The sequence below is a fragment of the Paenibacillus glacialis genome (assembly GCF_001637205.1).
Lineage (GTDB): Bacteria > Bacillota > Bacilli > Paenibacillales > Paenibacillaceae > Paenibacillus_AQ > Paenibacillus_AQ glacialis.
On sequence record NZ_LVJH01000058.1, the window covers coordinates 137,885 to 162,478 of the forward strand.

General features: G+C 39.3%; 20 protein-coding genes. 7 read left to right on the plus strand and 13 right to left on the minus strand.

The annotated features are described in order from the left end of the window. Positions 1–113: 113 nt before the first annotated feature. Both PGLA_RS21535 and PGLA_RS21540 read left to right on the plus strand, forming a co-directional pair. Positions 114–2,111: a S9 family peptidase gene (locus PGLA_RS21535; RefSeq protein WP_068536925.1), complete on the plus strand. Its 1,998-nt coding sequence runs from the start codon at positions 114–116 to the stop codon at positions 2,109–2,111. A 237-nt stretch (positions 2,112–2,348) separates the two neighbouring features. Beyond that, the gene (locus PGLA_RS21540; protein WP_068536928.1) at positions 2,349–3,845 is read left to right on the plus strand and encodes a stalk domain-containing protein; all 1,497 of its coding nucleotides are present in this window, start codon (positions 2,349–2,351) and stop codon (positions 3,843–3,845) included. Between the two features lie 105 nt (positions 3,846–3,950). On the opposite strand, the gene PGLA_RS21545 is transcribed toward PGLA_RS21540, so the two are convergent. Next, on the minus strand, positions 3,951–4,643 hold the full coding sequence (locus PGLA_RS21545; protein ID WP_084411391.1) for a 4'-phosphopantetheinyl transferase family protein: 693 nt from the start codon (positions 4,641–4,643) through the stop codon (positions 3,951–3,953). Between the two features lie 269 nt (positions 4,644–4,912). Between PGLA_RS21545 and PGLA_RS21550 the strand changes: the two genes are divergently transcribed. Beyond that, positions 4,913–5,449 carry a hypothetical protein gene (locus PGLA_RS21550; RefSeq protein WP_068536931.1) on the plus strand — a complete coding sequence of 179 codons (537 nt, stop codon included), beginning with the start codon at positions 4,913–4,915 and terminating at the stop codon, positions 5,447–5,449. Positions 5,450–5,518: 69 nt separating this feature from the next. Here the strand turns inward: PGLA_RS21550 and PGLA_RS21555 are convergent, their stop codons facing one another. The 10 genes from PGLA_RS21555 to PGLA_RS21600 all read right to left on the minus strand — a co-directional run bounded on the left by PGLA_RS21555 (position 5,519) and on the right by PGLA_RS21600 (position 15,191). Beyond that, positions 5,519–6,217, minus strand: a complete 699-nt coding sequence (locus tag PGLA_RS21555; protein ID WP_068536934.1) for a pseudouridine synthase — start codon at positions 6,215–6,217, stop codon at positions 5,519–5,521. Next, the gene (locus tag PGLA_RS21560) at positions 6,214–6,681 is read right to left on the minus strand and encodes an ASCH domain-containing protein (protein WP_068536940.1); all 468 of its coding nucleotides are present in this window, start codon (positions 6,679–6,681) and stop codon (positions 6,214–6,216) included. The genes PGLA_RS21555 and PGLA_RS21560 overlap by 4 nt, the downstream gene beginning before the upstream one ends. 103 nt (positions 6,682–6,784) lie before the next feature. Continuing rightward, the gene (locus PGLA_RS21565; protein WP_068536943.1) at positions 6,785–7,795 is read right to left on the minus strand and encodes a helix-turn-helix transcriptional regulator; all 1,011 of its coding nucleotides are present in this window, start codon (positions 7,793–7,795) and stop codon (positions 6,785–6,787) included. Positions 7,796–7,873: 78 nt separating this feature from the next. Continuing rightward, positions 7,874–8,371, minus strand: coding sequence for a DinB family protein (locus PGLA_RS21570; protein ID WP_068536945.1), 498 nt, complete (start codon positions 8,369–8,371; stop codon positions 7,874–7,876). 197 nt (positions 8,372–8,568) lie between these two features. After that, positions 8,569–10,449 (minus strand): molecular chaperone HtpG, encoded by a 1,881-nt coding sequence (gene htpG, locus PGLA_RS21575; RefSeq protein ID WP_068536948.1) that lies wholly within the window; start codon positions 10,447–10,449, stop codon positions 8,569–8,571. 278 nt (positions 10,450–10,727) lie between these two features. Beyond that, positions 10,728–11,165, minus strand: coding sequence for a HEAT repeat domain-containing protein (locus PGLA_RS21580; RefSeq protein ID WP_068537153.1), 438 nt, complete (start codon positions 11,163–11,165; stop codon positions 10,728–10,730). Positions 11,166–11,306: 141 nt separating this feature from the next. Continuing rightward, on the minus strand, positions 11,307–12,623 hold the full coding sequence (locus tag PGLA_RS21585; RefSeq protein WP_068536951.1) for a DEAD/DEAH box helicase: 1,317 nt from the start codon (positions 12,621–12,623) through the stop codon (positions 11,307–11,309). 266 nt (positions 12,624–12,889) lie between these two features. Continuing rightward, positions 12,890–13,888, minus strand: a complete 999-nt coding sequence (locus PGLA_RS21590; RefSeq protein WP_068536954.1) for a globin-coupled sensor protein — start codon at positions 13,886–13,888, stop codon at positions 12,890–12,892. A gap of 450 nt (positions 13,889–14,338) precedes the next feature. Beyond that, a complete protein-coding gene (locus PGLA_RS21595; RefSeq protein ID WP_068536957.1) occupies positions 14,339–14,968 on the minus strand; it encodes a bifunctional 4-hydroxy-2-oxoglutarate aldolase/2-dehydro-3-deoxy-phosphogluconate aldolase in 630 nt (209 codons plus the stop codon). Positions 14,969–14,996: 28 nt separating this feature from the next. After that, positions 14,997–15,191, minus strand: a complete 195-nt coding sequence (locus PGLA_RS21600) for a hypothetical protein (RefSeq protein WP_068536960.1) — start codon at positions 15,189–15,191, stop codon at positions 14,997–14,999. Between the two features lie 151 nt (positions 15,192–15,342). Between PGLA_RS21600 and PGLA_RS21605 the strand changes: the two genes are divergently transcribed. After that, entirely contained in the window at positions 15,343–15,660 is a 318-nt protein-coding gene (locus PGLA_RS21605) for a hypothetical protein (RefSeq protein WP_068536963.1), read from the plus strand. 224 nt (positions 15,661–15,884) lie between these two features. On the opposite strand, the gene PGLA_RS29225 is transcribed toward PGLA_RS21605, so the two are convergent. Then, positions 15,885–16,439, minus strand: coding sequence for a hypothetical protein (locus PGLA_RS29225; protein WP_068537155.1), 555 nt, complete (start codon positions 16,437–16,439; stop codon positions 15,885–15,887). 550 nt (positions 16,440–16,989) lie between these two features. Here PGLA_RS29225 and PGLA_RS21615 point away from each other — a divergent pair. From PGLA_RS21615 to PGLA_RS21625, 3 genes are all read left to right on the plus strand, one after another. Continuing rightward, the gene (locus PGLA_RS21615; protein WP_068536964.1) at positions 16,990–18,321 is read left to right on the plus strand and encodes an ABC transporter substrate-binding protein; all 1,332 of its coding nucleotides are present in this window, start codon (positions 16,990–16,992) and stop codon (positions 18,319–18,321) included. Positions 18,322–18,531: 210 nt separating this feature from the next. Next, complete coding sequence (locus tag PGLA_RS21620) at positions 18,532–19,347, plus strand: carbohydrate ABC transporter permease (protein ID WP_245700221.1); 816 nt, start codon at positions 18,532–18,534, stop codon at positions 19,345–19,347. A gap of 23 nt (positions 19,348–19,370) precedes the next feature. After that, on the plus strand, positions 19,371–20,246 hold the full coding sequence (locus PGLA_RS21625; RefSeq protein ID WP_068536972.1) for a carbohydrate ABC transporter permease: 876 nt from the start codon (positions 19,371–19,373) through the stop codon (positions 20,244–20,246). 98 nt (positions 20,247–20,344) lie between these two features. Here PGLA_RS21625 and PGLA_RS21630 read toward each other — a convergent pair whose 3' ends face one another. Continuing rightward, positions 20,345–24,310 (minus strand): glycosyl hydrolase family 18 protein, encoded by a 3,966-nt coding sequence (locus PGLA_RS21630; protein WP_068536975.1) that lies wholly within the window; start codon positions 24,308–24,310, stop codon positions 20,345–20,347. Positions 24,311–24,594 lie beyond the last annotated feature (284 nt).

Here is a 24,594-nt window from a genome sequence, read left to right on the forward strand (position 1 = left end):
TTGAATTCAAGTTCCACAATGGCAAGATACCCTTAAATCGAATAGATTTTTCATCATCTCTTTGCGATAATGAGACTTAATCATTCATTTCATCATCCCTAGGAGGTATAACCATGAGCACCACAAGAACGATTACTGCAGAAGATTTACACCAAATGCACTGGGTAAGCGATCCAGACGTCTCACCTTTGAATGGTACCATTGCCTACATCCTTAAATCTGTTGCTGCGAAACATGATGGGTATCAATCTCATATCCGCTTAATTCATCCGGATGGAACCGGCGACATCCCCTTCACTGCGGGTGAAGAAGATTCTAGTCCTGCTTGGTCACCGGATGGATCTAAACTTGCATTCCTTCGTAAAAAGGGAGACGCAAGACAAGTATGGACTATACCTGCCCATGGTGGTGAGGCTGCTTCTGTCACTGACTTCAAACATGGCGTTGGCACATTCAAATGGTCACCTGACGGACAATCTCTATTAATTAAAACCTCCGTATCTAACGAGAAAGAAACACAAGATGAACTGGATAAACTCGAGAAGTCCACACTCCCTGAAGAAACGATTATCAATCGCATGAAATATAAAGCTGATGGTGGTGGTTTGTGGAATGGACGAAGATCTCACCTATTTAACTATTCGTTCATCAAGAACGAATCTATCCAAATTACTTCTGGGGAGTTCGACGTTGCATCCTTCGCATGGTCTCCTGATGGACAACATGTGACTTTCACAGCAACTATTCAAGATGATAATCAACCTGATCCCGATTTAAGATTAACCGATGACTTGTATATCATTGATCACACTGGAGATCACAGACGTCAGTTATCTACTGGGAAATTATCAATTGGGAGCATAACTTATACACCAGACGGACAATCCATTCTAGCATTAGCAGATGATTTGTCTTGTGGATTTGCCACCCTTACTCGAATCTATTTATTCCCTGTTCATGGAGGGGATAACCGCATCATCCATAATCAGTTGGATGTTCAACTAGGACATTGCTGTGTCAGCGACATGCGTTCTGGTGCTGCAACCGCGCCTACTTTCAGCTCCGACGGGAAATCTGTATTCATCCAATTTAGCAAAGATGGCAATGTGAGTATCGCTCGCTTCGCACTAGATGGTTCTGAGCATCACACCATCGTTGGTGGTGACCGAGAAGTCTACCAGTTCGCTCTAACTCGAGAAGGTAATTTCGTGATTGCAGCTGCTGACATGCTTCATCCAGGAGATTTATTTACATACGATGTTACTACTAAAGCGGAAACACGATTAACGAACTGTAATGCAACTTTATGGAATGAGATTGAGCTAAGTAAACCTGAGGTTTTCCAATTTACAGCGTCCGATGGAATTAGCATTCAAGGCTGGATCATGAAACCTATAGGATTTCAAGAAGGTACTAAGGTTCCTGCCATTCTCGAAATCCATGGTGGTCCTCAAGCCATGTATGGTCATACTTTCATGCAAGAATTCCAACTTCTTGCGGCAGCTGGTTATGCCGTATTCTATACCAACCCTCGCGGTGGTCACGGGTATGGTCAGGAACATGTAAATACCGTTCGAGGCGATTACGGGGGACGTGATTACCAAGACTTGATGGAGGCTACCGATTATGTCCTATCCACCTATTCATATGTAGATGAATCACGTCTGGGTGTAACGGGTGGTAGCTATGGCGGATTCATGACCAACTGGATTGTTGGACACACACATCGATTCAAGGCGGCTGTCACTCAGCGTTCTATCGCAAACTGGATATCCTTTTATGGCGTCAGTGACATCGGCTACTATTTCACCGAAGATCAAATATGGGGTAACCCATGGAACGATCTTGAGAAGTTATGGAAGCATTCACCGATCGCGTATGTTGAACAAGTAGACACTCCCCTCTTGATACTACACAGCGAACAAGACCTTCGTTGTCCAATTGAGCAAGGCGAGCAACTGTTCATCACACTTAAACGTCTGGGTAAAGAAGCACAATTCATACGTTTCCCTGGATCAGACCATAACCTTTCCCGGACTGGACATCCACATCTACGGGTAAGACGTCTGACACATATCGTACGCTGGTTCGAAGAACATATTGAAATATAGAAAACATTCTACTTTACAGCTTATATATGTATAGTATCGCTGATTATCGATTTATTTACTGAAAAATGGCCAGACTATCGTCTTTAATCGGATGGTAGTCTGGCCTGACCTTTATATTTTTTTGTATAATTTGGTTAATACACAACTTTTCTCCATTTGTTTACGTCTAAACTTCTAGAGCCTATACATCTAGTGATGTATAGGCTCTAGAAACCAATAGAAAATGAGGAGTATAATATGAAAAAGTGGCATGTTTTCCTTAGCTTTATCGTAGGTCTTACTTTACTAGCGAGCATACCTATCTCTGCATCCGCAGCCGATAAACCCTCTAACATTCAATCCTTCGAACCTACCTCACTAGTTAAAAGCGATGGAACCTATTGGGTATGGGGTGGTAATCAATCCGTTCCCACGCAATTTCACGGAATGACAGATGTAAAGACTGTATTTAGCAATAATTTCGTTATGAAGAAAGATGGCTCTATCTGGTATTTGGAAAGAAATCAATCGTTATCAAGCACTCAAATTCATGAGGTCAAGGGCTTAAGTAACATTAGTGCATTTCATCCCTTGGGAAATGAGTTATTCGCCATTGATACCGATGGAAAAGTCTACACTGCAGTCCATACAGATGGCACACTGGACCTTACTCAATTTGTTCAGCTTTCTGGAATAGACAATGTGACGAATATAAGTGGTTATTACGAATTCATCCAGCGAGAAGGGGAATTACGTTCAGTATTTCTGAAGAATGATGGTACAGTCTGGAAAGATAAAAATGCATTACAATCTTTTGAACGCATCCCATCTCTCAATGATATTACTGCAATTGACAACAACTTCGCACTGAAGAAGGATGGAACCGTATGGAAATGGCCATGGACAAGACAATTTAGCGAGGATGCAATTCCTCTCGATACAACTCCGACCGTAATAAGTGAATTACGTAACATTAAGAAAATAAAATCCAATGGTAACTCTAATATTGCTATTGATGATCAATCCCGCCTGTGGTTCTGGGGAGTAACGATAACTGGATCCTCCGACGGGACAACGTATCATGAAGGGAAAGTTCCAGTATTATTGAACAATATCAAAGACGTGAGGGATGCTTATATCGTGGAGCGATCTTTGGTCGTCCTGACCGAATCAGGGAATGTCTATGAAACGTCCATTGAGGGTACATCATTACCTGGGAATGCGAACTTCACGTTACTTACGTCTGATGTAAATCTAATCAAGCAAGGCTACCGCTCTATCATCATGCAAAAAAATGACGGCTCACTTTGGGGTTGGGGTGTCAATAAGGACGCACAACTAGGTTACGGAGACTACGAGTTTATGCATAGCACTCCAGTTCCGGTACAAAAACCTATTTCAGTTCATTTAAATGGAGAATCTGTGGCTTTAAATAATGGTGTTATGATTCGGAATTCGCAAGCCTTCATTCCGCTTCGTTCCGTATTTGAAAAACTAGGGGCTGCGATTACCTTTGAGGAAATGAGTAAAGTCGTAACCATTAAACGCTCTAATGTAGGGATGCCTCCGCTTACGATAAGTATTAATTACAAATCAGGCGAAGTAACTGTCAATAATAAAGCAATTCAACTTCAAAATACTCCTTTCGGTGTAAACGGTACTTCCTACCTCCCGCTTCGTTTCATTAGTGAAACGCTCGGTGCAAAGGTCGATTGGGTACAACTAGAAGACAAAATCTCAATTACAATGAAATAGACATATTCAATCCATGCACTACCCGAAACAGCAAGCACTCCCAGCGTCATGTAGGGAGTGCTTGCCGTTTGTTATTCATATGGAAAACCTATGGGCCGCTTTCATTTAAGATACAAGAAATGAGTTTATGAGTTCTTCTTCATGAATTATAGTTGGTATAGAGCAATGATTCGTCATACTACACACTGAAAGCATATAATCTGAATTCACTTGACGTGTGTGAAAGAAATATGGAATATCATTCTCCTCTTTATCCATTGTAACTTCATTCCTATCATTAATATCCATTGAGAAAGAATCCAAAGGAATATATAACCCCTTACCTACCGCCTTAATATAACTTTCCTTTAGCGTCCACAGTTTATAGAAATAATTCCGTTGCTCTGAGACGTCGCTCTTTATTAAATCCTCATATTCTCTTGGTGTAAAAAACCGTTTTGCAATGTCCAAATTACTATTTACCATGTGTTCTATGTCTATCCCAACGCTATGATGATCTATCGCGCATGCAACCCATTCACCTGAATGGGTTAGATTAAACTCAAAATTAGTATGAGATTGTAAATAGGGTTTGTGGTATGTATTTTCACCAAATTTAATATCACGATTAGCAATATCTAGTTGATCGATGATGAGTGATCTTATTAATAATTCGGCAATGACCGACCTATGAACATCGTCAAACATTCTAAACTTAGCTACTTTGTTCTGTCTATCTATCGATAAATAGGGTAGCATTCTATTGATTAAGGAAGGATCTATTGCTGTATTAATATTCACGATATATATTCCTACCACTGTGCAATCCACCTCCACCAAAAATTCTAAACTTCCTCCATCACCGTATTTAATAGCATTGTCGATGATCTTCTATACAACTTCTACAAGCCTCTCTATATTCCCTTCTAGCAGCTTGCGTCGAAAATCCCCAATCTCACTGACCAATCATCCTTAATTCGAAAAGGAATCAATTTCTCCGTTTACATAAACGCCTAATTATTCACAACCATTATTCCGATAACAACAGAAGCAAGTATAAACTTATTGAATATATGGGAGTGTGAAAAATGCGTTTAGAAAGAAAGCTAGTCCAATTTATCGTAGGAAAGTCTTTACTGCCTGCTAAAAGAAACAAGACGGGTGAAATCGTTCTCCAGAAAAGCCGTGTTATCGTAGGGGTTGTATTTATAGGGTTCCTTCTCGTTTTAAGTGTCCTGCTTATCGAAATTGCAAGTGGATATTATAGTTCTGAAATTGGCAATTCTTTTATTTATCTCATGGTGTTCGGAATATTATTTTTGGGATATTTCACATTATCTTTCGCCTTTAACAAAACATTTGTAAGCGCAACTGAGATTCGCGTTCATTCTTTATTTGGGAAACAAAGCATGGATTTCTCTGAAGTAAAAGACGTAACCTTTTCCCGTTTCTATGGCGGAAGGTTTATTGTGAGCGGATCTAACCGTCGTATTACGGTTCCCGCTGAAAACGTAGGAACTGCTGAATTCATCGCCTTATTGACCGACAAAATAGGTGCAAATAATTGTGCACAGGCGTTAAATTATATAGAGAAACGGAAAGAAGATATCCGAAAATTAGGTTGAATCGTCATAAAAAGCAGCTAACATCACAAAAGATGTTAGCTACTTTAACTTATTAGATCATTGAACTCATTATTTTTCTGAATCCAACTGCTCGTGAAGCATTTTCAACTCTTCTTGCGTTAGATCTCTCCATTGCCCTTGCTCTATACCCTCAAGGGATATATTCATAATTCGAATACGTTCAAGTCTTAAGACTCTATATCCGAGAGCTTTGCACATTCTGCGTATTTGAAGATTGAGACCTTGGGTCAGAATAATTCGAAACTCACACTCATTCATCTGAAAAACTTTACAGGGTTTGGTTGTCACATTAAGAATATCCACCCCATTGGACATCTCTTCAATGAATTGGTCCGTAACTGGTTTATCTACGTTCACCACATATTCTTTCTCATGACCATGCTCTGAACGCATCATTTTATTAACAATATCACCATCGTTCGTAAGTAAGATTAACCCTTCCGAAGCTTTATCCAATCTCCCAATAGCGAATATCCGAGAAGGATGGTTAACGAACTCAATAATATTCCCTTTAACTTGTGGGGCTGCTGTGCAAGTAATTCCTATTGGCTTATTTAATGCAATATACACAGGTTCTTCTCTATTTGGTATGGGTTGACCATCGATTAGCACTGTATCCCCATCAACGACATCATCTCCTGGCTCACAAATGACATCATTGATTGTAATCCTCCCGGATGCTATTAATCTATCCGTTGCCCGCCTTGAACAATAACCCGTCTCGCTAATGTATTTATTGATTCTCACGGTTGATCAGACCGATACACAATTTGAAATCGTTGACAAACAACAGGCATTTTCGAATTAAAACTATGATTCATTTGTTGAAGTTCTTCCGTGAAAAATGCTTCATGAACATCACGCCAGTATGCCAATGAACGATCCCCCTCACCTTCGAGAAAAGCATGTTCCGCACTCACTTCATCATAAGGAACAACTTCTACAAATGTAGTAACTACAATGGACTTCGCGATGTCTTCACCATCAAGGATAATATTATATTGCCCTACAAATGGAAGAGGCTCATTCTCTATTTCATACAAAGAATAATTTGATGATGTCGCTGTTTTTGTGCCTGATAATACTAACTCCGATAGTTCATCAGCTAATTCTTTCGTGTATCCAAATCTCCATGCGTCATAATGGTTAGGCGCATTAGGGTTGAGTGTCAAATATCGTTCCCACAACTGTTGCGCAGAGTTGTTATTCATTCGATTACCTCAATCTATTATTTTATTTAATCTTGTCATCTATATATATTGAGCCCTTTCCCACCTACAGGACATAACTTGATCTGTTCTCCAAAGCCTGCAATCAATGGTCTTCCACATTGAATGATCGCTTTAGTCTCCTCTTACTGTCCATTTCCCGATAGTATTCCCCTAGCCCCGAAGTCACTTCAACCATCTTCTTCAGTAGCACATCAGGCTCAATAATGGTAATCGACTTACCATAAGGGAGTAGAAAATATGGCACGTACGTCAGGAGGGATTCTATGCCTAATTTGAATTCTGCAACTGTTGGGGAACGCTCTACGAGCGCATGTCCAAATAACCAATGTTGGCATAAATCGTTAAGTGCTCGCTCATATCCCTGAATCTTTACAGTTATAACTGATTCTGCTTTGAGCGAATTGGGAAGCAGGTTATTCATCAGAAAGTCGCGGGCCGAGAAATCCTCAGGTCTCTGAAAGTAATGCTCGGACAGTTCTAATGATTGGATACGATCAACGCGAAAGCTACGCGGTTCTTGCCGTTTATGACAGTACCCAACGACGTACCAATGACCTTTCCAAAATATGATTCCATAAGGATCGATACTCCGTATGTGGGATATCTTTTCTTTCCCACTCATGTATTGCATTTCCAATGTACGGCTATGGGCAACAGATACCTCTAATTGTTGAAGAATCGATTGTTGGAACACATCGATTGGAGGATGAATGACGGATAATCCATCTGAGTGTCGTTCCATGTGCTCCAATTGTTCATCATTTGTATAGAACTTTAATTTATCAATTGCACGGTTCAACGTTTCTACAAACGGATAACCCGCCTCTTTCGCAAAAGTAGAAGCGTGAATGAGCGCTTTTTGCTCGTCCATATCAAACATTAAAGGCGCTTCTGAAAAGTTCTCTAATATCCGGTATCCACCATAATGTCCCGAGTCAGCGATAATGGGTACCCCACTTGCACAAAGAGAATCAATGCATCGGTATACTGTTCGAATATGAACCTCTAATTCATCCGCAAGCTGTTGAGCAGTTCTTTGCTTACCTGACTTCAACAACCATAAAATAGATAGCATATTATCCGCTTTCGACATCGTATTTACTGACTCCTTCCTGCACATTAGTTCGAATTATACCCATTGTATGGATCTGACTCGATATATGCAATCTTTCTATTGAAGGGGGTCCATTCCTCTCTCAATCCAATCCTCTCGTGTTGGACCGTATACATCGGGTACACGTAACCCAGCCTGCCGCATAAGAACTGTCATCTGTCCTCGATGATGTGCTTGATGTGTAATCACGAAACGGAGTGACGCACCGTTCGTCCATTCCTCTCCACCCATATCCATCGTCTTTGTAAGTCTCGCATCCGTCCACTGTGTCTTTACGGCCTGGAGCATGCCCCCACTGATACGACTATACTCATCGACTATGGACTTCGCCGTAAGAGGTGTATTTTCACTTTTCGTGGGAGATTCAAAAGACAATCCCATGGCAGTCATATAGTTTACCGACTCCACAAGGTGCCAGGCAATCTCTCCTAATGTTCGGTAGTCAGAAGCAATCACCTGCAATAGCGATTCATCCGTTAATACCTTAAGCACACGTTCAGTGATTTCTGCCTCCCTAATCCACTCTGCAACAAAATCTTCTATTATTACAAACATACACTTCTCCTCCAGCACTTCAATATAGTGAACATATATCTACTATAATGGACCTTCACTGACATCTATGGTCAGTGAAGATATAAACTACAGCACTGGTTAACTATTCAAAATACCGAGCACTAAATAACCCGCTCTGGTATACACCAGAACGGGTTATTTTCGATCCTCAACGATTACTATTGAGAATCACTGAATTATTTCATTATTTTACAGATATCATTTGTGAATTGTACAGGGTCAATAACCTGCAATCCTTCGATCAACAACGCTTGGTTGTATAGAAGGTTCGTATACAAACTTAGTTTATCTTTATCATTAGCATAGGCATCTCTTAATGATTGAAACACTTCATGATTGACGTTGATTTCCAATACCTTATCAGCTTTGGCATCTTGACCGTTAGCCATTCCCATTAATATTTTTTCCATTTCAATGGTTAGCTCGCCTTCAGAAGACAGACATACCGGATGGGATTTAAGTCTCTTCGACGCTTTCACGTTAGTCACTTTATCCGTTAGGACGCCCTTCATCGCTTCAAAGAGTTCCTTATTATCGTTCTCTTCTGCTTCCGTAGGCTTGTCATTCTCATCAGCCTCAATACCCAAATCACCGCTTGATACAGATCTGAATTCTTTCTCTTTATAACTCATGATCATCTTGATCGCGAATTCATCGATATCATCTGTGAAGTACAGAATTTCATAGCCCTTATCTGTTACAATCTCTGTTTGTGGCAGTCTATCAATTCTTTCCATGGAATCACCAGATGCATAATAGATGTACTTCTGATCTTCAGGCATTCTAGCTACGTATTCATCCAAGGTAACCAATTTTTTCTCTTTGGAAGAGTGGAACATCAATAAGTCTTGTAGCAAATCCTTATTCATACCGTACTCATTGTATACTCCGAATTTCAACTGTCTACCGAAGGAATTAAAGAATTGTTCATATTTCTCGCGCTCATCCTTCAAGAGGCTTTGCAATTGGCTCTTAATCTTATTCTTAATATTCTTCGCAATTAACGTTAATTGACGATCATGTTGAAGCATTTCGCGTGAAATGTTCAGAGATAAATCTTCTGAATCCACCATTCCTTTAACAAAGCTGAAAAAGTCAGGTAGTAAGTCGGAACACTTGTCCATAATCAACACACCATTGGAATACAGTTCTAAGCCTTTTTCATACTCTTTGGTGTAATAGTCAAAAGGTGTATTCTCCGGAATGAATAGAATAGCATTATAAACTACAGCACCATCAGCACTAATATGAATATGTTTGATAGGCTTATCGAATCCGTAACGTTTCTCAGCGTAAAAGTTGTCATAATCTTCGACTGTAAGCTCATTCTTATTTTTACGCCAGATCGGAACCATGCTATTGATTGTTTCTTCTTCAATAACTTCCTCTAATTCATCCTCGCTGCCTTCTATAGGACGTTGTCCTTTAGCATCCATCTTAATCGGGAATTTAATGAAATCCGAGTATTTCTTAATGATTGATTTCAAGCGGTATTCTTCAAGATACTCGTCATATTGATCATCTTCGGTATTTTCTTTGATTGTCAAAATAATCTCAGTTCCTACAGTATCTTTCTCACATGGCACAATGGTGTAACCATCCGCGCCTTCAGACTCCCATTTGAAAGCCTCATCACTCCCTAATGCTTTACTGATTACAGTAACCACGTCAGCTACCATAAAGGCTGAATAGAATCCAACACCAAATTGACCAATGATATTGTGGCCGTCTTTCGCTTCATTATCTTTCTTGAATGCTAATGAACCACTCTTCGCGATCACACCCAGGTTGTTCTCAAGCTCTTCTTGCGTCATCCCCATACCGGTATCAGAGATCGTAAGCGTTCTATTGGCCTTATCCGCTGTCACCTTAATGAAGTAATCTTCCTTGTTAAATACGATTTCCTCATCAACTAATGCTTTATAGTACATTTTATCGATCGCATCACTGGCATTAGAAATAAGTTCTCTCAGAAAGATTTCTCTTTGCGTGTAGATGGAGTTAATCATCATTTCTAGTAATCTTTTCGATTCTGCTTTAAATTCTTGCTTAGCCATGAATAATAGTTCCCCTTTCAATATGAACAAATAGAGTTGTCTTCTAGTTAAAAATACATGCTGTAAGTTTTTACTTGAAATCGCTTATTCAAACAATTAGCACTTCGATGTGTAGAGTGCTAATTCTTATTTTTACACATAGTGATTATTGTTGCAAGATCTGAATATGGAACAATGTTCAAATATATATATTTTCTATAACAAATCCCCTTCAAGTTAGCAGTAAGTATAACGGCTAACTTGAAGGGGATTATTTTTCTAATCTATAGATCTATTCTTTATTTCTTTGGTGTAGATGCCCAGATGCCTTCAAGCCACTTATCAAAGTCAGCGCCCTTATCACCTTCGTACGTATTGTACACATCAACTCGCATTTTTTTCAACTTCTCTTTGAATTCTTCAAATGTATGACCTACAGGTAAACTCTTCTTAACTCTTAGAAGAATTTTATTTACACCTTTAAACAATTCGCCCGCTTTTCTTTGCGGTAACTCAACGTCTTCGCCACATTCTTTTAGCGCATGGAAAGCAGCCTCTTGCACTTTATAGACAGAATCGTTAGCCATGATGCGTGTTAAGATACCAATTGCTTGTTTATCGTTCAATTTCCCTAACTCTTCAACAGCACGTACACGTTCTTCCCAATTCGCTGCACCATTCGCTGCCTTTTTCAATTCATCAACCGTTGGAGCTAACTCTACAAATTCTTCATTCATTACTTCTTCAATAACTATTTCTTCATTATTCAAATGATCCAATCCCCTTCTATATTAAATCTATATCATAATTATACCTTATCCGTGTCTATACGTGTCTATTATTGCTCTACACTTTCAAAGCTAAACAGGAACATAAGGTTATCTACTTGGTTTACTACTCGGTCTACTACCCGAATTACTACTTGTGTTACTACTCGATTTACTCCCTTTTGTAAACCACTCGGACTTAGGCTTGAGTCTAGGGTTTGCCTTAGGCTTGGCCGGTTTCGAAGCAGCTGCTTTCGAAGACGCAGGTGCCTTGGCAGGCTCAGTCGTTATTAACATCGGAAATGGATTATCTTTTACTTCAGGAATAGTCTTTCCGATCAATTTCTCAATATCTTTAAGATACGGCATCTCTTCAATCTCACAGAAAGAAATCGCAACCCCACTTAATCCAGCTCTACCCGTACGACCGATTCGATGAACGTAAGTTTCTGGAATATTCGGAAGATTGAAGTTGATTACATGTGAAAGTTCATCAATATCAATACCTCGTGCCGCGATATCCGTAGCTACCAGCACACGCGTTACACCACTTCTGAAATTACTCAACGCAAGTTGGCGTGCATTCTGCGATTTATTACCATGAATGGCCTGTGCGGATACTTTCACTTTTTCTAGTTCACGTACTACACGATCAGCGCCATGTTTGGTACGAGTAAACACAAGTGCGGAAACAATAGATTTATCTTGCAACAGATGGTTCAATTGTTTCTGTTTATTTGCCTTGTCTACCAAGTACACAGATTGCGTTATTCTATCTACCGTGGAAGAAACTGGAGTGATTTCTACTTTCACTGGATTAACCAGTAACGTTTTGACCAATTTAGTTATTTCTGGCGGCATCGTTGCTGAGAAGAATAGCGTCTGTTTTTTACTCGGCATCTTGGTGATGATTCTCTTCACATCATGTATAAAGCCCATATCGAGCATACGGTCAGCTTCATCAAGTACCAATATTTGAACATATTGCAAATCAATACGTTTCTGATTCATTAGATCGATAAGTCTGCCTGGCGTTGCGATAATGATATCCGCACCATTATTTAGCGCTCGCTCTTGTACTTTTTGGGATACACCGCCAACGATAGCCGTACAACGCAAATCGGTGAATTTACTATACGCTTGAATATTGTCCGAAATCTGAAGCGCAAGTTCTCTTGTCGGTGTCAGAATCAATGAACGAATACGACGTATCGTACTAGGTTTAATCTTCTGTGCGCTTAATAGTTGGATAATGGGTAAAGAAAATGCAGCTGTCTTCCCTGTCCCCGTCTGAGCGCAACCAAGTAAATCTTTACCTTCTAATACAGCTGGAATCGATTGTTCCTGTATAGGTGTCGGTGCAGTATAGTTCTCATTGCTTAGAGCCTTTAATATCTCTGGTATAAGTTTCAAATCATTAAATGTCATGTTATCTCCTTAATTTTCAATACATATATTCTGGTTCACGTAACTTTCAACATCTCTTGTAGCATCCCCAGGAAACCGTTCATTTACGTCATAACATATAAGGATACCACAGAATAGCTCTCATATGGTAACAAATCCTGACGCGTTACAACATATTCTTTTCGAAAACATACAAAAAAAGCGGGACTTTACCCGCTTCACAGTCGTATTCGGATACAATATATACTAATAGTTATTTCCTAACCAACCGCTCACATACGTATCTCTTACTTAATATTTTCTAATTGCTCCGTAACGGATTCTATCATATTAACAAAAGCTGTTAATTCTTGAGAACTTGCCGCCTGCGCTCTTGCTAATAAGGTCGTTCTTTCCGAATCCTTCATAACTTCTTGAAGCACATTTGAAATCTCATTTAATGTTACCTTTATTTCCTTTAGAGAGTTTTTAGAATGAGATGCTAATTTACGTATTTCATCTGCTACAACACCGAATCCCCTACCGAACTCCTTGGCATGTGCTGCTTCTATCGCTGCATTCAAGCCAAGTAAATGAGTCTGATCCGATACTTCTTGCAATAAATCACCTACAACCGTAATTTCACTAATCTTTGAACGAAGTAGATTAACTTTGTCATAAGCTTGGTCTTGCAGATCTGCCGTATTCACAGCTGTATCCGTAATGGACTGACTACTTCCACTTAACTCTACCATCAGCGTTATAAGTTCCTGCACAGCCTTATTTACTTTGATAAGCGTATCTTGTCGTTCTTCAAATAGCTCTTGAACCTTCTTCTTTTCATCTTGTTCATAGGATTCTAATACCAACTGAGAATCAAAGTTAAACAATTTAGCAAGACTGAGCATAATGGTCATCCATTGTTCCGGAGCAACCTTTTTAAGGCATTGAATAGAAATGTCCAGATAGGTCATATACGTTCCTAAGTACCAATTCGTCGTGAGTCCAATACGAGAATGTACCTTACCAATGGCTAGTCTTTTTTCAATAAAATCCATATCGATATGTCCATCAACCATCGTCATAAAGTACCATCTTTGTGTCTTCTTCAGGCGATCTATTGTGCTGTTCTTCGTTATAATGGCTACAAGCTCGGGTTGTTCATATATATGATCATATAGATGATCAACGACGATATCCGTAATGGCTTCAAAATATTCTTTCTGTTCGCTTAAATATGTTAAATCTGCTTCAGTAATTCCCGTGTAATCTAATTGTTTTTTTCTTGATTCTGTAACTTGAATCATGATATTTCCCCCTATGTAATTCAGTTCATATTGATAAAAATAGTTTTATATATTTCGACAAAATTCTCACTTTTCCTTTTTCTTAACATCCGTTGTTAGCTATTTGTTACGAAAACACAAGAATTAATAAATACACTTTTCAAATAAGGCAAACAGTAAAAACAAGAAATCGCTTTCATTATAGACTCATTGAGCTATATTTACAATTAATCCCTCAAGAGAGATCAAAATAAAACCAATCCATATTCTTCTATTCAAAAAACAAACGTAAATCCATCCCAGCAACTGACTTTTGCTTATTCATGAACCGTTTTTTACCTCAGACTTATAATTTGATACTTATATCCAGATCTCTTCTCAATAAAAAAGCCCACCATATTATGCACTCCTAGAAGGCATGGTGGGATCAGTCTACTGTGTCTATTAGGTATTAGGATTTCTATACAATATCTATAGAGATTTGGCAGCGGCCACGTAACTTGCTGCACGTTCTTTCAATCGCCCATACTCTCCGGCTTCAATCCACGATAGATTGACTAGACTACCGCCTAATCCGAAGGCATATGCCCCCGAAGCCGCGTAAGTAGCCATATTGTCCAATGTCACGCCACCCGTCGCCACCATAGGAATGTGCGAAAGGGGACCTTGGAGCTCTTTAATGTAAGAAGCGCCTAATGTCCCTAATGGGAACACTTTAACCGCTTGTGCCCCGAACTTCCAAGCTTGCACGATTTCGGTTGGTGTCATGGCACCTGGGACAATCGGAATACCCGCGTCAACCGCATGCTTAATTGTACCCTCATCCGTATTGGGTGTGATCAAGAATTCTGCTCCCGCTTTGATCGCCGCAGCGGCAAGGTCTGCATCAAGCACTGTACCTGCTCCAATATTAACCCTTCCTTCGAACCGGTCTCGCCAACGTCGAATAATATTCAAGGCACCTGGCGTATTCATCGTGACCTCGAGGAAGCGGACACCTCCTTCCCATAAAGCTTCAGCGGCAGCATCTGCCTTATCTTCCGGTGTCCCTCTAACGATAGCGATGATCTTCGTGTCTTTCAACGATTCCATAAAATTCATAGGACATCTCCTTTCTTACTTTCGACCTTTATCTCGTCGTTTGCTTCTTCCCCTGCAACATCAATTCCAGTTCTGTAAGCTTAGGCAAACCTGCCCAATCACCTTGGAATTGCGTCGCTAGTGCTCCGTATACATTAGCATGTTCCAATCTATGGGCAGAGCTTTTATGCAGCTCATCTGATTCTTTAATAATATCAACCTCAACTGTTAAAAACCATTTCAATTTGAAAACATTTCTTATACTTTTAGAGGTATATATTATTACTGATATCATCCATGCTTTAAATGGATCTTGAAGTCATCTAGGTATTGGTGAATCCCAGTTGTTTATAGTAGAATGGTGTGAATCTATACTACGATTAGGAGCTGTCCAAATGCCTATTAGTTTCACGCAATCTGTTGTAAGTAACTTAAATAAAGAAATAGCTGAGATTCACAGCAAAAGTAATAATGAAAAGAAAAAAGCAGAAAAGGCATTAGCAAAAATAAATCAATTACAAAATGATATGAAATTAAGTACCTCAGCTTACGACTTAAGCAATAAAATGAGTCGAATCAGTAAATTGAAAGAAGATATCAAACAAAGCAAATCTTCACAAGCTGAGTTATCCAAACAGTTGGCTATTAAAACCTCTACGCTCAATAAACAGCTTCCGAAAGATCAACAACCGGGAGTTAAAAAAGAAGAATAAACAACTAAGAAAAGATCAAGTCTCTCAATCTGATCAGCCTAATGAAAATCCCAATTCGGATAATTATCCAAATTGGGATTTTCATTAGGTACATAGGATATTACCGATTACAGTAACCTGAGTTACCTTCTCTTCGCTGCAACACTTACCACGCCATATCTAAACAGTACCACTATACAATTTAGTCAACCTCGTCAGATGGCTAGATAAAAGCTCTCAGTGTTTTACTTCTTCTTCGCTGGAGTCCACTTAAACCCGCAATTCATACAGCCATTTACGATTTCACTTCTCCCACTAAACCCAACTAAGATGCTTACTGGTAAAGATAAAAATACTGAAATTCCACAAAGGATCCCAATAATAGTTATAATAATTTCAAAAACGCCACTACCACTACTAACTCCTATACTACTTCCACTACTAACTCCTATGCTACTAACAACAATATCCGTTGCTTTCATCAACAAGAAAAAACTCCCTACAAACCCAATTACTATTAACAAGAAAGGAAATAACCCCATCCAACCTAACGTTTTAAACATATTAGCAAAGCTATATCCTCTTTTGTTAGCTACAATTTGCGATGACTTACACTTTCGACAAACAATCATGTTGCCCGTGGTTGTAGCATTCATTGGGCTACCTGTTATTCTCGCTTGATTTCCTACCACTCTATTCGCTTCCGTATTAGCCACTCTTGTTTGACCATTACCCGTCCGGTTTACTTGAGATGACGTAGACCTATTAGGTTGCTTGGTTGTTGTATTTGTTCGTTGCACTTCCTCTTGACCCCTCCCGATGTTTGTATCAGATATGTATAACTCTACCACATAACTTTCGTCATTTTCTTCCAAAATCCTTCTTTTTTCCCTACTATTGTAGTTCGTACCTATTTCAAATGGTGGAGTCCCATTGATGTAAAGAAGCGCAATTGAAATTCATATCGTAGAGCATACTTAGAAAAATAAAAGTATTTACCAATCATCCAGCCAAACCGACAAAAAAATTAATACGCAGATGTTATATTTGTAGAAATGGACATGACCCTGGGTCACAATCAAATCAGTATTGTAGTACGATATGTTTTTGCAAATTGTCATACGAATAAGTCTATGGGGAATCTCTCAATCTCATCTGGAAATAAGTGAAAATAAAAAAAAATAGCGAAAATTAGCAGTTTCTATCGATTATATAAATCACATAAATTTTTAGAGAAATGTATCCCTATGATTATATTGACAATAATTAGATATTCAATTTAGAATCATGTTGACAACGAGATCAAGTACACACATCTCCAAAAAAATATTTTCAAGGGGGATTTAGAAAGTGAAAAGACCATCGTTAGTTCTTATGAGTATGTTGTTAATATTCTCAATGTTCTTGGCAGCATGTGGAGGTACAAACGAAGTTAAGAACGATCCAAAGGAAACTCCTAAAGCAGAGGAGCCTAAAAAAGAGGAACCTAAAAAAGACGTAGCGCTCCGTGTGTTCTCAACATTCGGCGGTACAGACACAGCTCGTGAAGCTTTCCAAGCTGCAATCGATGAATTCACAACAAAGAATCCTAATGTAAAAGTTGATAATGATACTATGTCTGCAAATGATGACGGTTTCAGAACAAAAGTTAACACCGATATGAGCTCTGGCAATGAGCCTGACTTATTGTTCTACTTCGCTGGTGTTGATGCTCAAGGCTTTGTAGATGCAGGTAAAGTAGTTCCTATGAACGACATTCTTGATGCTGATGCTGAATGGAAAGCCGGCTTCACACCAAGTGCTCTTGAGAATACAAGACAAAAGGATGGTAACATCTATGCAATTCCACTAACTGGTTTCTACGAAGGTCTATTTGTAAACAAGAAATTGTTTGCTGATAACAATCTTGAGCTTCCAACAGATTGGGAAAAAATGAAAAAAGCAGTTTCAACTTTCGCTGCTAAAGGCATCATTCCTTTGGCTGCTCCGTTCGATCAATCTCACTATGTTGTAGAACACTTTATCCTTTCAGCTGCTGGTCCTGAAAGTCAAGCAAAAGGCTTAGCTGATGGCGTCGATCCGAACTGGGAAAAAGGATATGCTGCTATGAAGGAACTTTATGACCTTGGCGCATTCCCTAAAGATGCTGCAACAATCGATCTTGGTATGGCTTCTAATTACTATGGCACAGGTAAAGCTGCAATGATCCTTGAAGGTTCATGGGCATTTGGCGGTTTCGCAGACGCTGCAGTTAAAGACAACACAACTGTCATTCCTTTCCCAGTCGTTCCTGGTGGGGTTGGTAGTGGTAATGACATCATCGGTGGCTTTGGTTCTGGGTTCTATCTAACTAAAGCAACTTTTGACAATGCAGATAAGAAAGATGCTGCAATCGCTTTGATGAAACATCTGACTTCACCTGCTACGATTCAAAAGATTGCTGTTGCTAATGGTGGTACTCCTGCTGCTAAAGTTGAAATCACTGGTCTTGCACAAGCTGCAATGGACGGTTTCGCAATGGCTGCAAACTCCAAATCTATTAACAATCCAGTGGACAGCAGAATCGCTCCAGAAACATTCTCTGCTCTACGCGCTGGTGTTCAACAAGTCGTAACGGGTAAAAAGTCCCCAGCTGACGCTCTTAAAGAAGCGAAGACCATTGAGGATGAGAATAAAAAGTAATCGTCGTATTTTAATAATGGTCTAATCTTATATGATATACGCCGCCTTTCTTTTTCAGGCGGCGTAATCTTTTGAACAGCAGTCTAGCAGAAATATAAGGAATAGAGTATTAAGTGAAACTTATGCTTTCTTATATTTCGAAGAAAATAAACATCAAAGGTGATAATTATGAAGGGCGATAGAAAGTATATCTTGATATTTTTGTTCCCTATGGCAGCGTTTATGTCGATCTTTTTATATTATCCATTCTTTAAAAGTCTGTATCTTAGCTTCTTTCGTACAAAAGGATTCTTCGACAAAAAATTTGTTGGTTTTGATAACTATAAACGATTAATGTCGGATGACCTCTTGGGTGCAGCAACCTTGCATACTTTAGAAATCATGCTATATACAGTCGTTTTCCAGGTGGGTATCGCCTTAATCCTTGCTGTAATGGTAGATAATATTAGTAAGTTTCAAAGATTTTACCGCACCGTATTTTTCTTTCCAGTCGTTATTTCTGGTACAGCCATTTCGTTACTATTCGTTCTTTTCTACAACTACAATTTCGGTTTATTAAACAATATCTTGGCTACCCTTGGATTAGAGAAAGTTCTCTGGCTAAGTGAAAGTAATGCCTTGAAAGCGATCGCTGTTCCTACAGTGTGGCACTATGTAGGCTTCTATTTTGTATTATTCTTGACAGCAATGGCGAAAATACCTAACGATTACTATGAAGCAGCCAAGCTTGAGGGGATCAGAGGATTCAAGAAAATGACGAAACTTACGATCCCTTTGATTTTGAGTGACATTAAGGTTGTTATTACGTTAGCCATTACGGGTACCATGAAAGTATTCGAGTTCGTTTGGGTCATTGCAAGAGGGCAGAACAATACCGAAGTATTGGGAACATATATGTATAAAAAAGCATTGGTCGATCAAAACTTCGGTTACGGATCCACTATTGCGATTTATATGGTTGTTCTCGGTGTTGTATTAGCTTTGGTTGCCAACCGTTTGTTAAAAAGCGAAGAAATCACATACTAAGCCGTTATTAGGGGTGTTATGTTATGCAACCAGCCATTAACAATGAACATACAATAAGGCGAGTTAAAGCGGCAAGGCGATTCAGTTTAGGATCCGCCTTCATGTACATCGTGTTAACCGCCTGGTCCTTAACGACAATCTATCCACTTTACTGGATTGTTAATAACTCATTTAAGGTATCCAGTGATGTTATGAATAAGTCGTTTTCTTTAGCATTAGAACCAGTGTATGTTAACTACACGACTGCATTTGATCGAATAAACATAGGCAAGAGTTATATTAACAGCTTGATTATGTCTGGAGGTACGGTATTATTCGTACTACTATTTGGTGGATTAGCCGCGTATGTATTATCCAGGTTTACCTTTAAAGCAAAGAGGCCGATCTACTCGCTTCTCTATGGAACACTACTTATACCTGCTTTCGCGACTGTCGTTCCTGTATACGAGATTCTTATCAAGACGGAATTAGTTAATACGTATTGGGGATTAATCTTACCGCAAACAGCAGGTAACTTAACCTTTGCGACATTAGTTATTGCCGGATATATGACAACTATCGCAAAGGAACTGGAAGAAGCAGCGTTTATTGATGGGTGCAACAGATGGCAGATGTTCGTTAAGATCTTTTTCCCAGTATCTAGACCAGCCTTTGCATCCGTAAGTATTTTCGTGTTCTTGTGGTCGTACAATGACTTGTTCTCCGCACTGATCTTTGTAAATAAAGAGAGCGTTCGTCCAATTGTCGCGTTGTTGAATGAAATTAGTTCGCAATATGGAACCGACTTTGGACTTATGGCAGCGGCCGTATCTCTCACCGTTATACCTGTACTAGTTATTTATCTATTTATCTCTAAATTTATTGAAAAAGGATTGACTGAAGGCGCTATAAAAGGCTAAAAAATCCGATTTGGATCAAAGTAAAAGAGAGAGTCACAAACCATAATAATGGTCTGTGACTCTCTCTTTTGTTTGTATAAGTAAAGTGGGGGCTCAGATTAATTAGATAATCCTAATGTACGAAGAATTCTCATCACAGTAACCGTTGCCTGAGCTTTTGTTACATTTGACTGAGGATCTAGTTTCGTTGCAGAAACCCCTTGTATAATTTTGCGTTCTACCATCAAGGCTAATGAATCTTTCGCGTACGATGAGATGGTCTTTTGGTCTCCAAACTGATTCAACACTGTAAGATTTGCTTCATGCTTCAACCCTGCATATTTCATCGCATTCGCAAGGATAACCCCCATCTCTTCGCGTGTCACCAAATCGTTTGGACCAAATGTCCCATCCGTCTTGCCTTTAATGAATCCAGATTGTTTGGCTGCTGCAATTTCCGGAGCATACTTCGATTTCTTATCCACATCTTTAAATGTTTGATTGGTCTCATTTGGAATAATTCCTAGACCTTTTACGATCAAAGAAGTAAACTCTGCGCGTGTAATTTTGCTATTGAGACCAAATTGTTCTGCACTCTCTCCAGAAGCAATCAGCTTCGCCGCAGCAAGTGTTACATCCTTCTGTGCCCAACCTGTGGTAACATCTTTGAAGTTAAATTTGGTTTCTACAATGGTGTAAATACTATTGCCTGGTCTCTTCAATTCTGCTGTTACAGTTCCATCTGTGTTCACCGTGAATACCGTAGGCACTGAACGAACCTCATTCGTACCTGGGATATAGATAACCCCAGTAGCTCGATTCACATCAATATCTTTAGCTTTCAATGTGAATTTCCGAATCAGAAGGTTGTTTCCGAAATCCTTAATCTCCACGAATGTCTTGTCAGTGTTCAGCTGTTCGATCTTAAATTCAAGAGGATTAAGGAGTTGCTTCATGCCGTTATCCTGTAACAACTTCGTAAGTTGATCGATGTTGTTTGGTCCAGGAGATTGGATCGTAATTTTAATATCTTTTGATGGATCAATGGAACGAATTGGAATAATGTATTCCACTCCATTCGTTATAATGGACAACGATGCTTGATCCCCTTTTTTCGCAATAGCAGCAAGGACTTCTTTAGGAACAATAACTTCTACCTGCTTCGCTTTGTCGCTAATCACGATTGGGAATGTTGTTGAAGTCGCCTTAGCAATGGTTGCTAATGAAGAAGCAGATTGTAATTTCACAATGAGTTTATCTCCATCTTTGGTGGTAAGGATATCTAGTTGATCTTTCAGTTTAACAACTGGTGGGGTTGATGGTGTTGACCCTCCACCCGATGATGGAGAAGGCTCTGGTGATGTTACCGGAGGTGTTACATTATCATTTGTTGTCACACTCAATTCTTTACTGTTCATAGATACTTTTTGAACTTCATCCTTATCTTTTACGATGGCAATAACATGAATTGTATAATTTGTGTTCGAAGTAAGGGAGTTCAAGGTGTATTGAGGTGTTGTTGTATTGGCTATCCATTGATTATTCATGAAGATCTCGTATCCTGTTGCTCCCTCTGTCGCATCCCATTTCACTTGAATGCTATTGTGAGTTTTAGTAGCTACTACAAGATTCTGAGGGGCCGCTAGTGCTGATGTGTTCACCGTGCCATCAATTGGCAAAGTTTGAACCAACTCTGTCGTTAGTGTTTTATTACGGTCACCACTGATATCCCAACTCATCACGCCGGCAATATCCAATGACTTCAAGAAGGCTGCGGAATACATCATAGATTCCTTGTCATTGTAGGAAATAAAGATCTTCGTTTCAGGGTTATAAACATAAGCCACTTTAGCAGCTTCATTCCAGTAACGAACATAACCGTTTTTGTTCAGATAGTTCTTTTCAATATCCGTGTAATCAAATAAAGCACCTTCCCATGTTCCAAATTCAGTACCTCCTCTACAGGTCTGATATTCTCCATTTGCAGGACAATCCATCCAACCCTTTCCATAGAACGGAACCCCTAATACTAATTTATGATTAGGTACACCGCCATTCAAATGTCCTACGGCTCCTCCTCTTACATTATTTCTAGGTGCATAGGTATCCGATTTAGGATGGTTTTTATCAAAGTATAACGGGGCATTATGATGACCAAGTGTATCGCTTTTCCCGCTGTAATCATACGTCATGATATTAATAAAATCTAAATATTTAGCGGAATTGACGAAATCTGCATTAATGGTGAAATTATCGCCTTGTCCGGATGCAATCGTCTGAAGATAATACTTGCCGTCCACAGAACCTGCCGCATCTAAAGCTTCGCGAACTGTTTTTACCAAGAGTGTAAAGTTTTCTTTATCAAGTGGACTTCTCGAATTATCTTTCTCGCCTCCCTCAACAGGATATTCCCAGTCAATATCAATTCCATCTAAGCCGTATGCCCGAAGGAAATCAACAACAGAGTTAGCGAAAGCACGACGAGTTTCTTCGGTCGCTGCCATATTGGAGAAGTTCTTAGACCAAGTCCATCCACCTACCGAAACTAATACCTTCAAGTGAGGATTCTGCTCTTTTAACGTTTCAAAACTTTTAAAGTTATCAAAATCTGCTTCAGGATCACCAATGATCATTTCACCATCAAATACATAATCCTTTTGCAATGGAATATCTGCGTTCTGACAAGCTGCGGCACCTGTTCCGAATCCTTTCCAACATAGATCAGAGAAGGCATAATTAATATGTGTAAGTTGTGATACGTCGATATCGGTAGGTTTAAAATTTCGATTACCAACCGACCATGATGTGTAATAGGAAATGATATTATAGTTACTGCCTGGTACTGCTTTCACTTCAGTGCTTTCTGTTGATGTCCAAAGATTGTTTTTGGCTACCACTTTATAAGTGTATGACTGCCCCTCTGTAAGTCCCTCTATCAAGTATTGATTAGAATCACTTGAGCCAATACGTACATTATCTTGATAAATATCATAGCTTGTAGCACTAGGGGTAGGAGCCCATCCTAAGGCAACTGTTGTTCTTGTCGCCGTTACAATATTTAAATCCTTAGGAGCTTCTAATTCACCCCAAGTAAAGGTTACTTTATTGCTGTTAGCTGAAACAATCGTCGCTTGCCCTTCCTCTGCTTTTTGAGCCCCTACTTCAAAAGTATACTTCTGACCTATTTCCATTCCCCCAATAGGAGCATAGGTTGTCGAGGTTACTGAATTCCCCTCTGTACCGCCCTTCCACCAGCCATCCACATATAGATCGTAACCCGTCGCATTAGGACTCGCTCCCCAATTCAAGGTAGCAGATTCATTCGTCACATCTGTCACTTTCAAATAGCTTGGTGCTGTTAAAGGCGCATCTGGATATTCACTCTCATCAGGCAACGTTGTAAAGGTTACTACATTACTCTTTTGTTCTGGTGTAAGGTTTCCTGCTTGAATTCCATCATACCCAACATACAATGAATATGTCGTCTCTGGGGTTAAACCACCCAGAACCTTTGCTCCATTATTCGCCCAATCCATATATTTATTATTTCTACTGCTGTCCCAGATCCAATAAGCAGTAAATCCAGGCACAGGGATCCATTCTAACGAAACGTTATTATGTGTTACTCCTACAACTTTTAATTCGCGAGCACCTGTGTCCTTTGGAGGTATAAGTGGAGGTTTAACCTCTCCTGAAGGTGTTCTAAATTCAATGACATTACTTCTATCCTCAATAGATGCTGGTCTGGATGCCTCCCAGGTAATATAAAATTTATACGTAGTTTCTGGCTTTAAGTTATCCAGTGTCCGACTACCACTATTCCCCCAAGTAACATAAGCATTAGTCTCAGCGTTCCATATGTCAATATCCTTTATAGTCGGATTCGAATACACATCCCAAGTTACCGTTGCAGTAGTAGCTGTTATCGAATCAACGTCCACTTTTAAATTTTGTGGTGCTGTGGGCTTTATTACTTCTTCCGCCGCATACGATGTAAGTCCAGGTATCAATGTTCCCAATGTTAAAATAAATGCCATTAACACCATCATCATTTTAGAATATCTCGTTCGAGCAAATATACGCACTTTTATTCCCCCTATAAAAACCTAATTTCGAAAAGTAAGTTCTGTGAGAACTCAGAAACACAATCTCAAGAAAGAAGCACTCTAAGATGGAACTCCGCATGACAATATCTTTCATTCATCCGAGTATTCACCTAAATATACAGATCAGCTTTCGAAAATCAGTTATTGTAAGCGATTTCAATACATGTGAAAATGTACTACCAATCAACTTCACCACCCTCCGTGATTCTAAAAAAATAATTAAATGCATTAAATAGAATTGATGTAATATTAATGCATTAATA

What these genes read in the sequence shown, in the direction of transcription:
- htpG (WP_068536948.1), bottom strand. Translation starts at nt 10,449, where the DNA reads ATGGCTAAGCAAGAATTTAAAGCAGAATCGAAAAGATTACTAGAAATG.
- PGLA_RS21570 (WP_068536945.1), bottom strand. Translation starts at nt 8,371, where the DNA reads ATGTTTGTAATAATAGAAGATTTTGTTGCAGAGTGGATTAGGGAGGCA.
- PGLA_RS21590 (WP_068536954.1), bottom strand. Translation starts at nt 13,888, where the DNA reads ATGATTCAAGTTACAGAATCAAGAAAAAAACAATTAGATTACACGGGA.
- PGLA_RS21580 (WP_068537153.1), bottom strand. Translation starts at nt 11,165, where the DNA reads ATGAATGAAGAATTTGTAGAGTTAGCTCCAACGGTTGATGAATTGAAA.
- PGLA_RS21585 (WP_068536951.1), bottom strand. Translation starts at nt 12,623, where the DNA reads ATGACATTTAATGATTTGAAACTTATACCAGAGATATTAAAGGCTCTA.
- PGLA_RS21605 (WP_068536963.1), top strand. Translation starts at nt 15,343, where the DNA reads ATGCCTATTAGTTTCACGCAATCTGTTGTAAGTAACTTAAATAAAGAA.
- PGLA_RS21620 (WP_245700221.1), top strand. Translation starts at nt 18,532, where the DNA reads ATGGCAGCGTTTATGTCGATCTTTTTATATTATCCATTCTTTAAAAGT.
- PGLA_RS21625 (WP_068536972.1), top strand. Translation starts at nt 19,371, where the DNA reads ATGCAACCAGCCATTAACAATGAACATACAATAAGGCGAGTTAAAGCG.
- PGLA_RS21560 (WP_068536940.1), bottom strand. Translation starts at nt 6,681, where the DNA reads ATGAATAACAACTCTGCGCAACAGTTGTGGGAACGATATTTGACACTC.
- PGLA_RS21550 (WP_068536931.1), top strand. Translation starts at nt 4,913, where the DNA reads ATGCGTTTAGAAAGAAAGCTAGTCCAATTTATCGTAGGAAAGTCTTTA.
- PGLA_RS21540 (WP_068536928.1), top strand. Translation starts at nt 2,349, where the DNA reads ATGAAAAAGTGGCATGTTTTCCTTAGCTTTATCGTAGGTCTTACTTTA.
- PGLA_RS21565 (WP_068536943.1), bottom strand. Translation starts at nt 7,795, where the DNA reads ATGTCGAAAGCGGATAATATGCTATCTATTTTATGGTTGTTGAAGTCA.
- PGLA_RS21595 (WP_068536957.1), bottom strand. Translation starts at nt 14,968, where the DNA reads ATGAATTTTATGGAATCGTTGAAAGACACGAAGATCATCGCTATCGTT.
- PGLA_RS21535 (WP_068536925.1), top strand. Translation starts at nt 114, where the DNA reads ATGAGCACCACAAGAACGATTACTGCAGAAGATTTACACCAAATGCAC.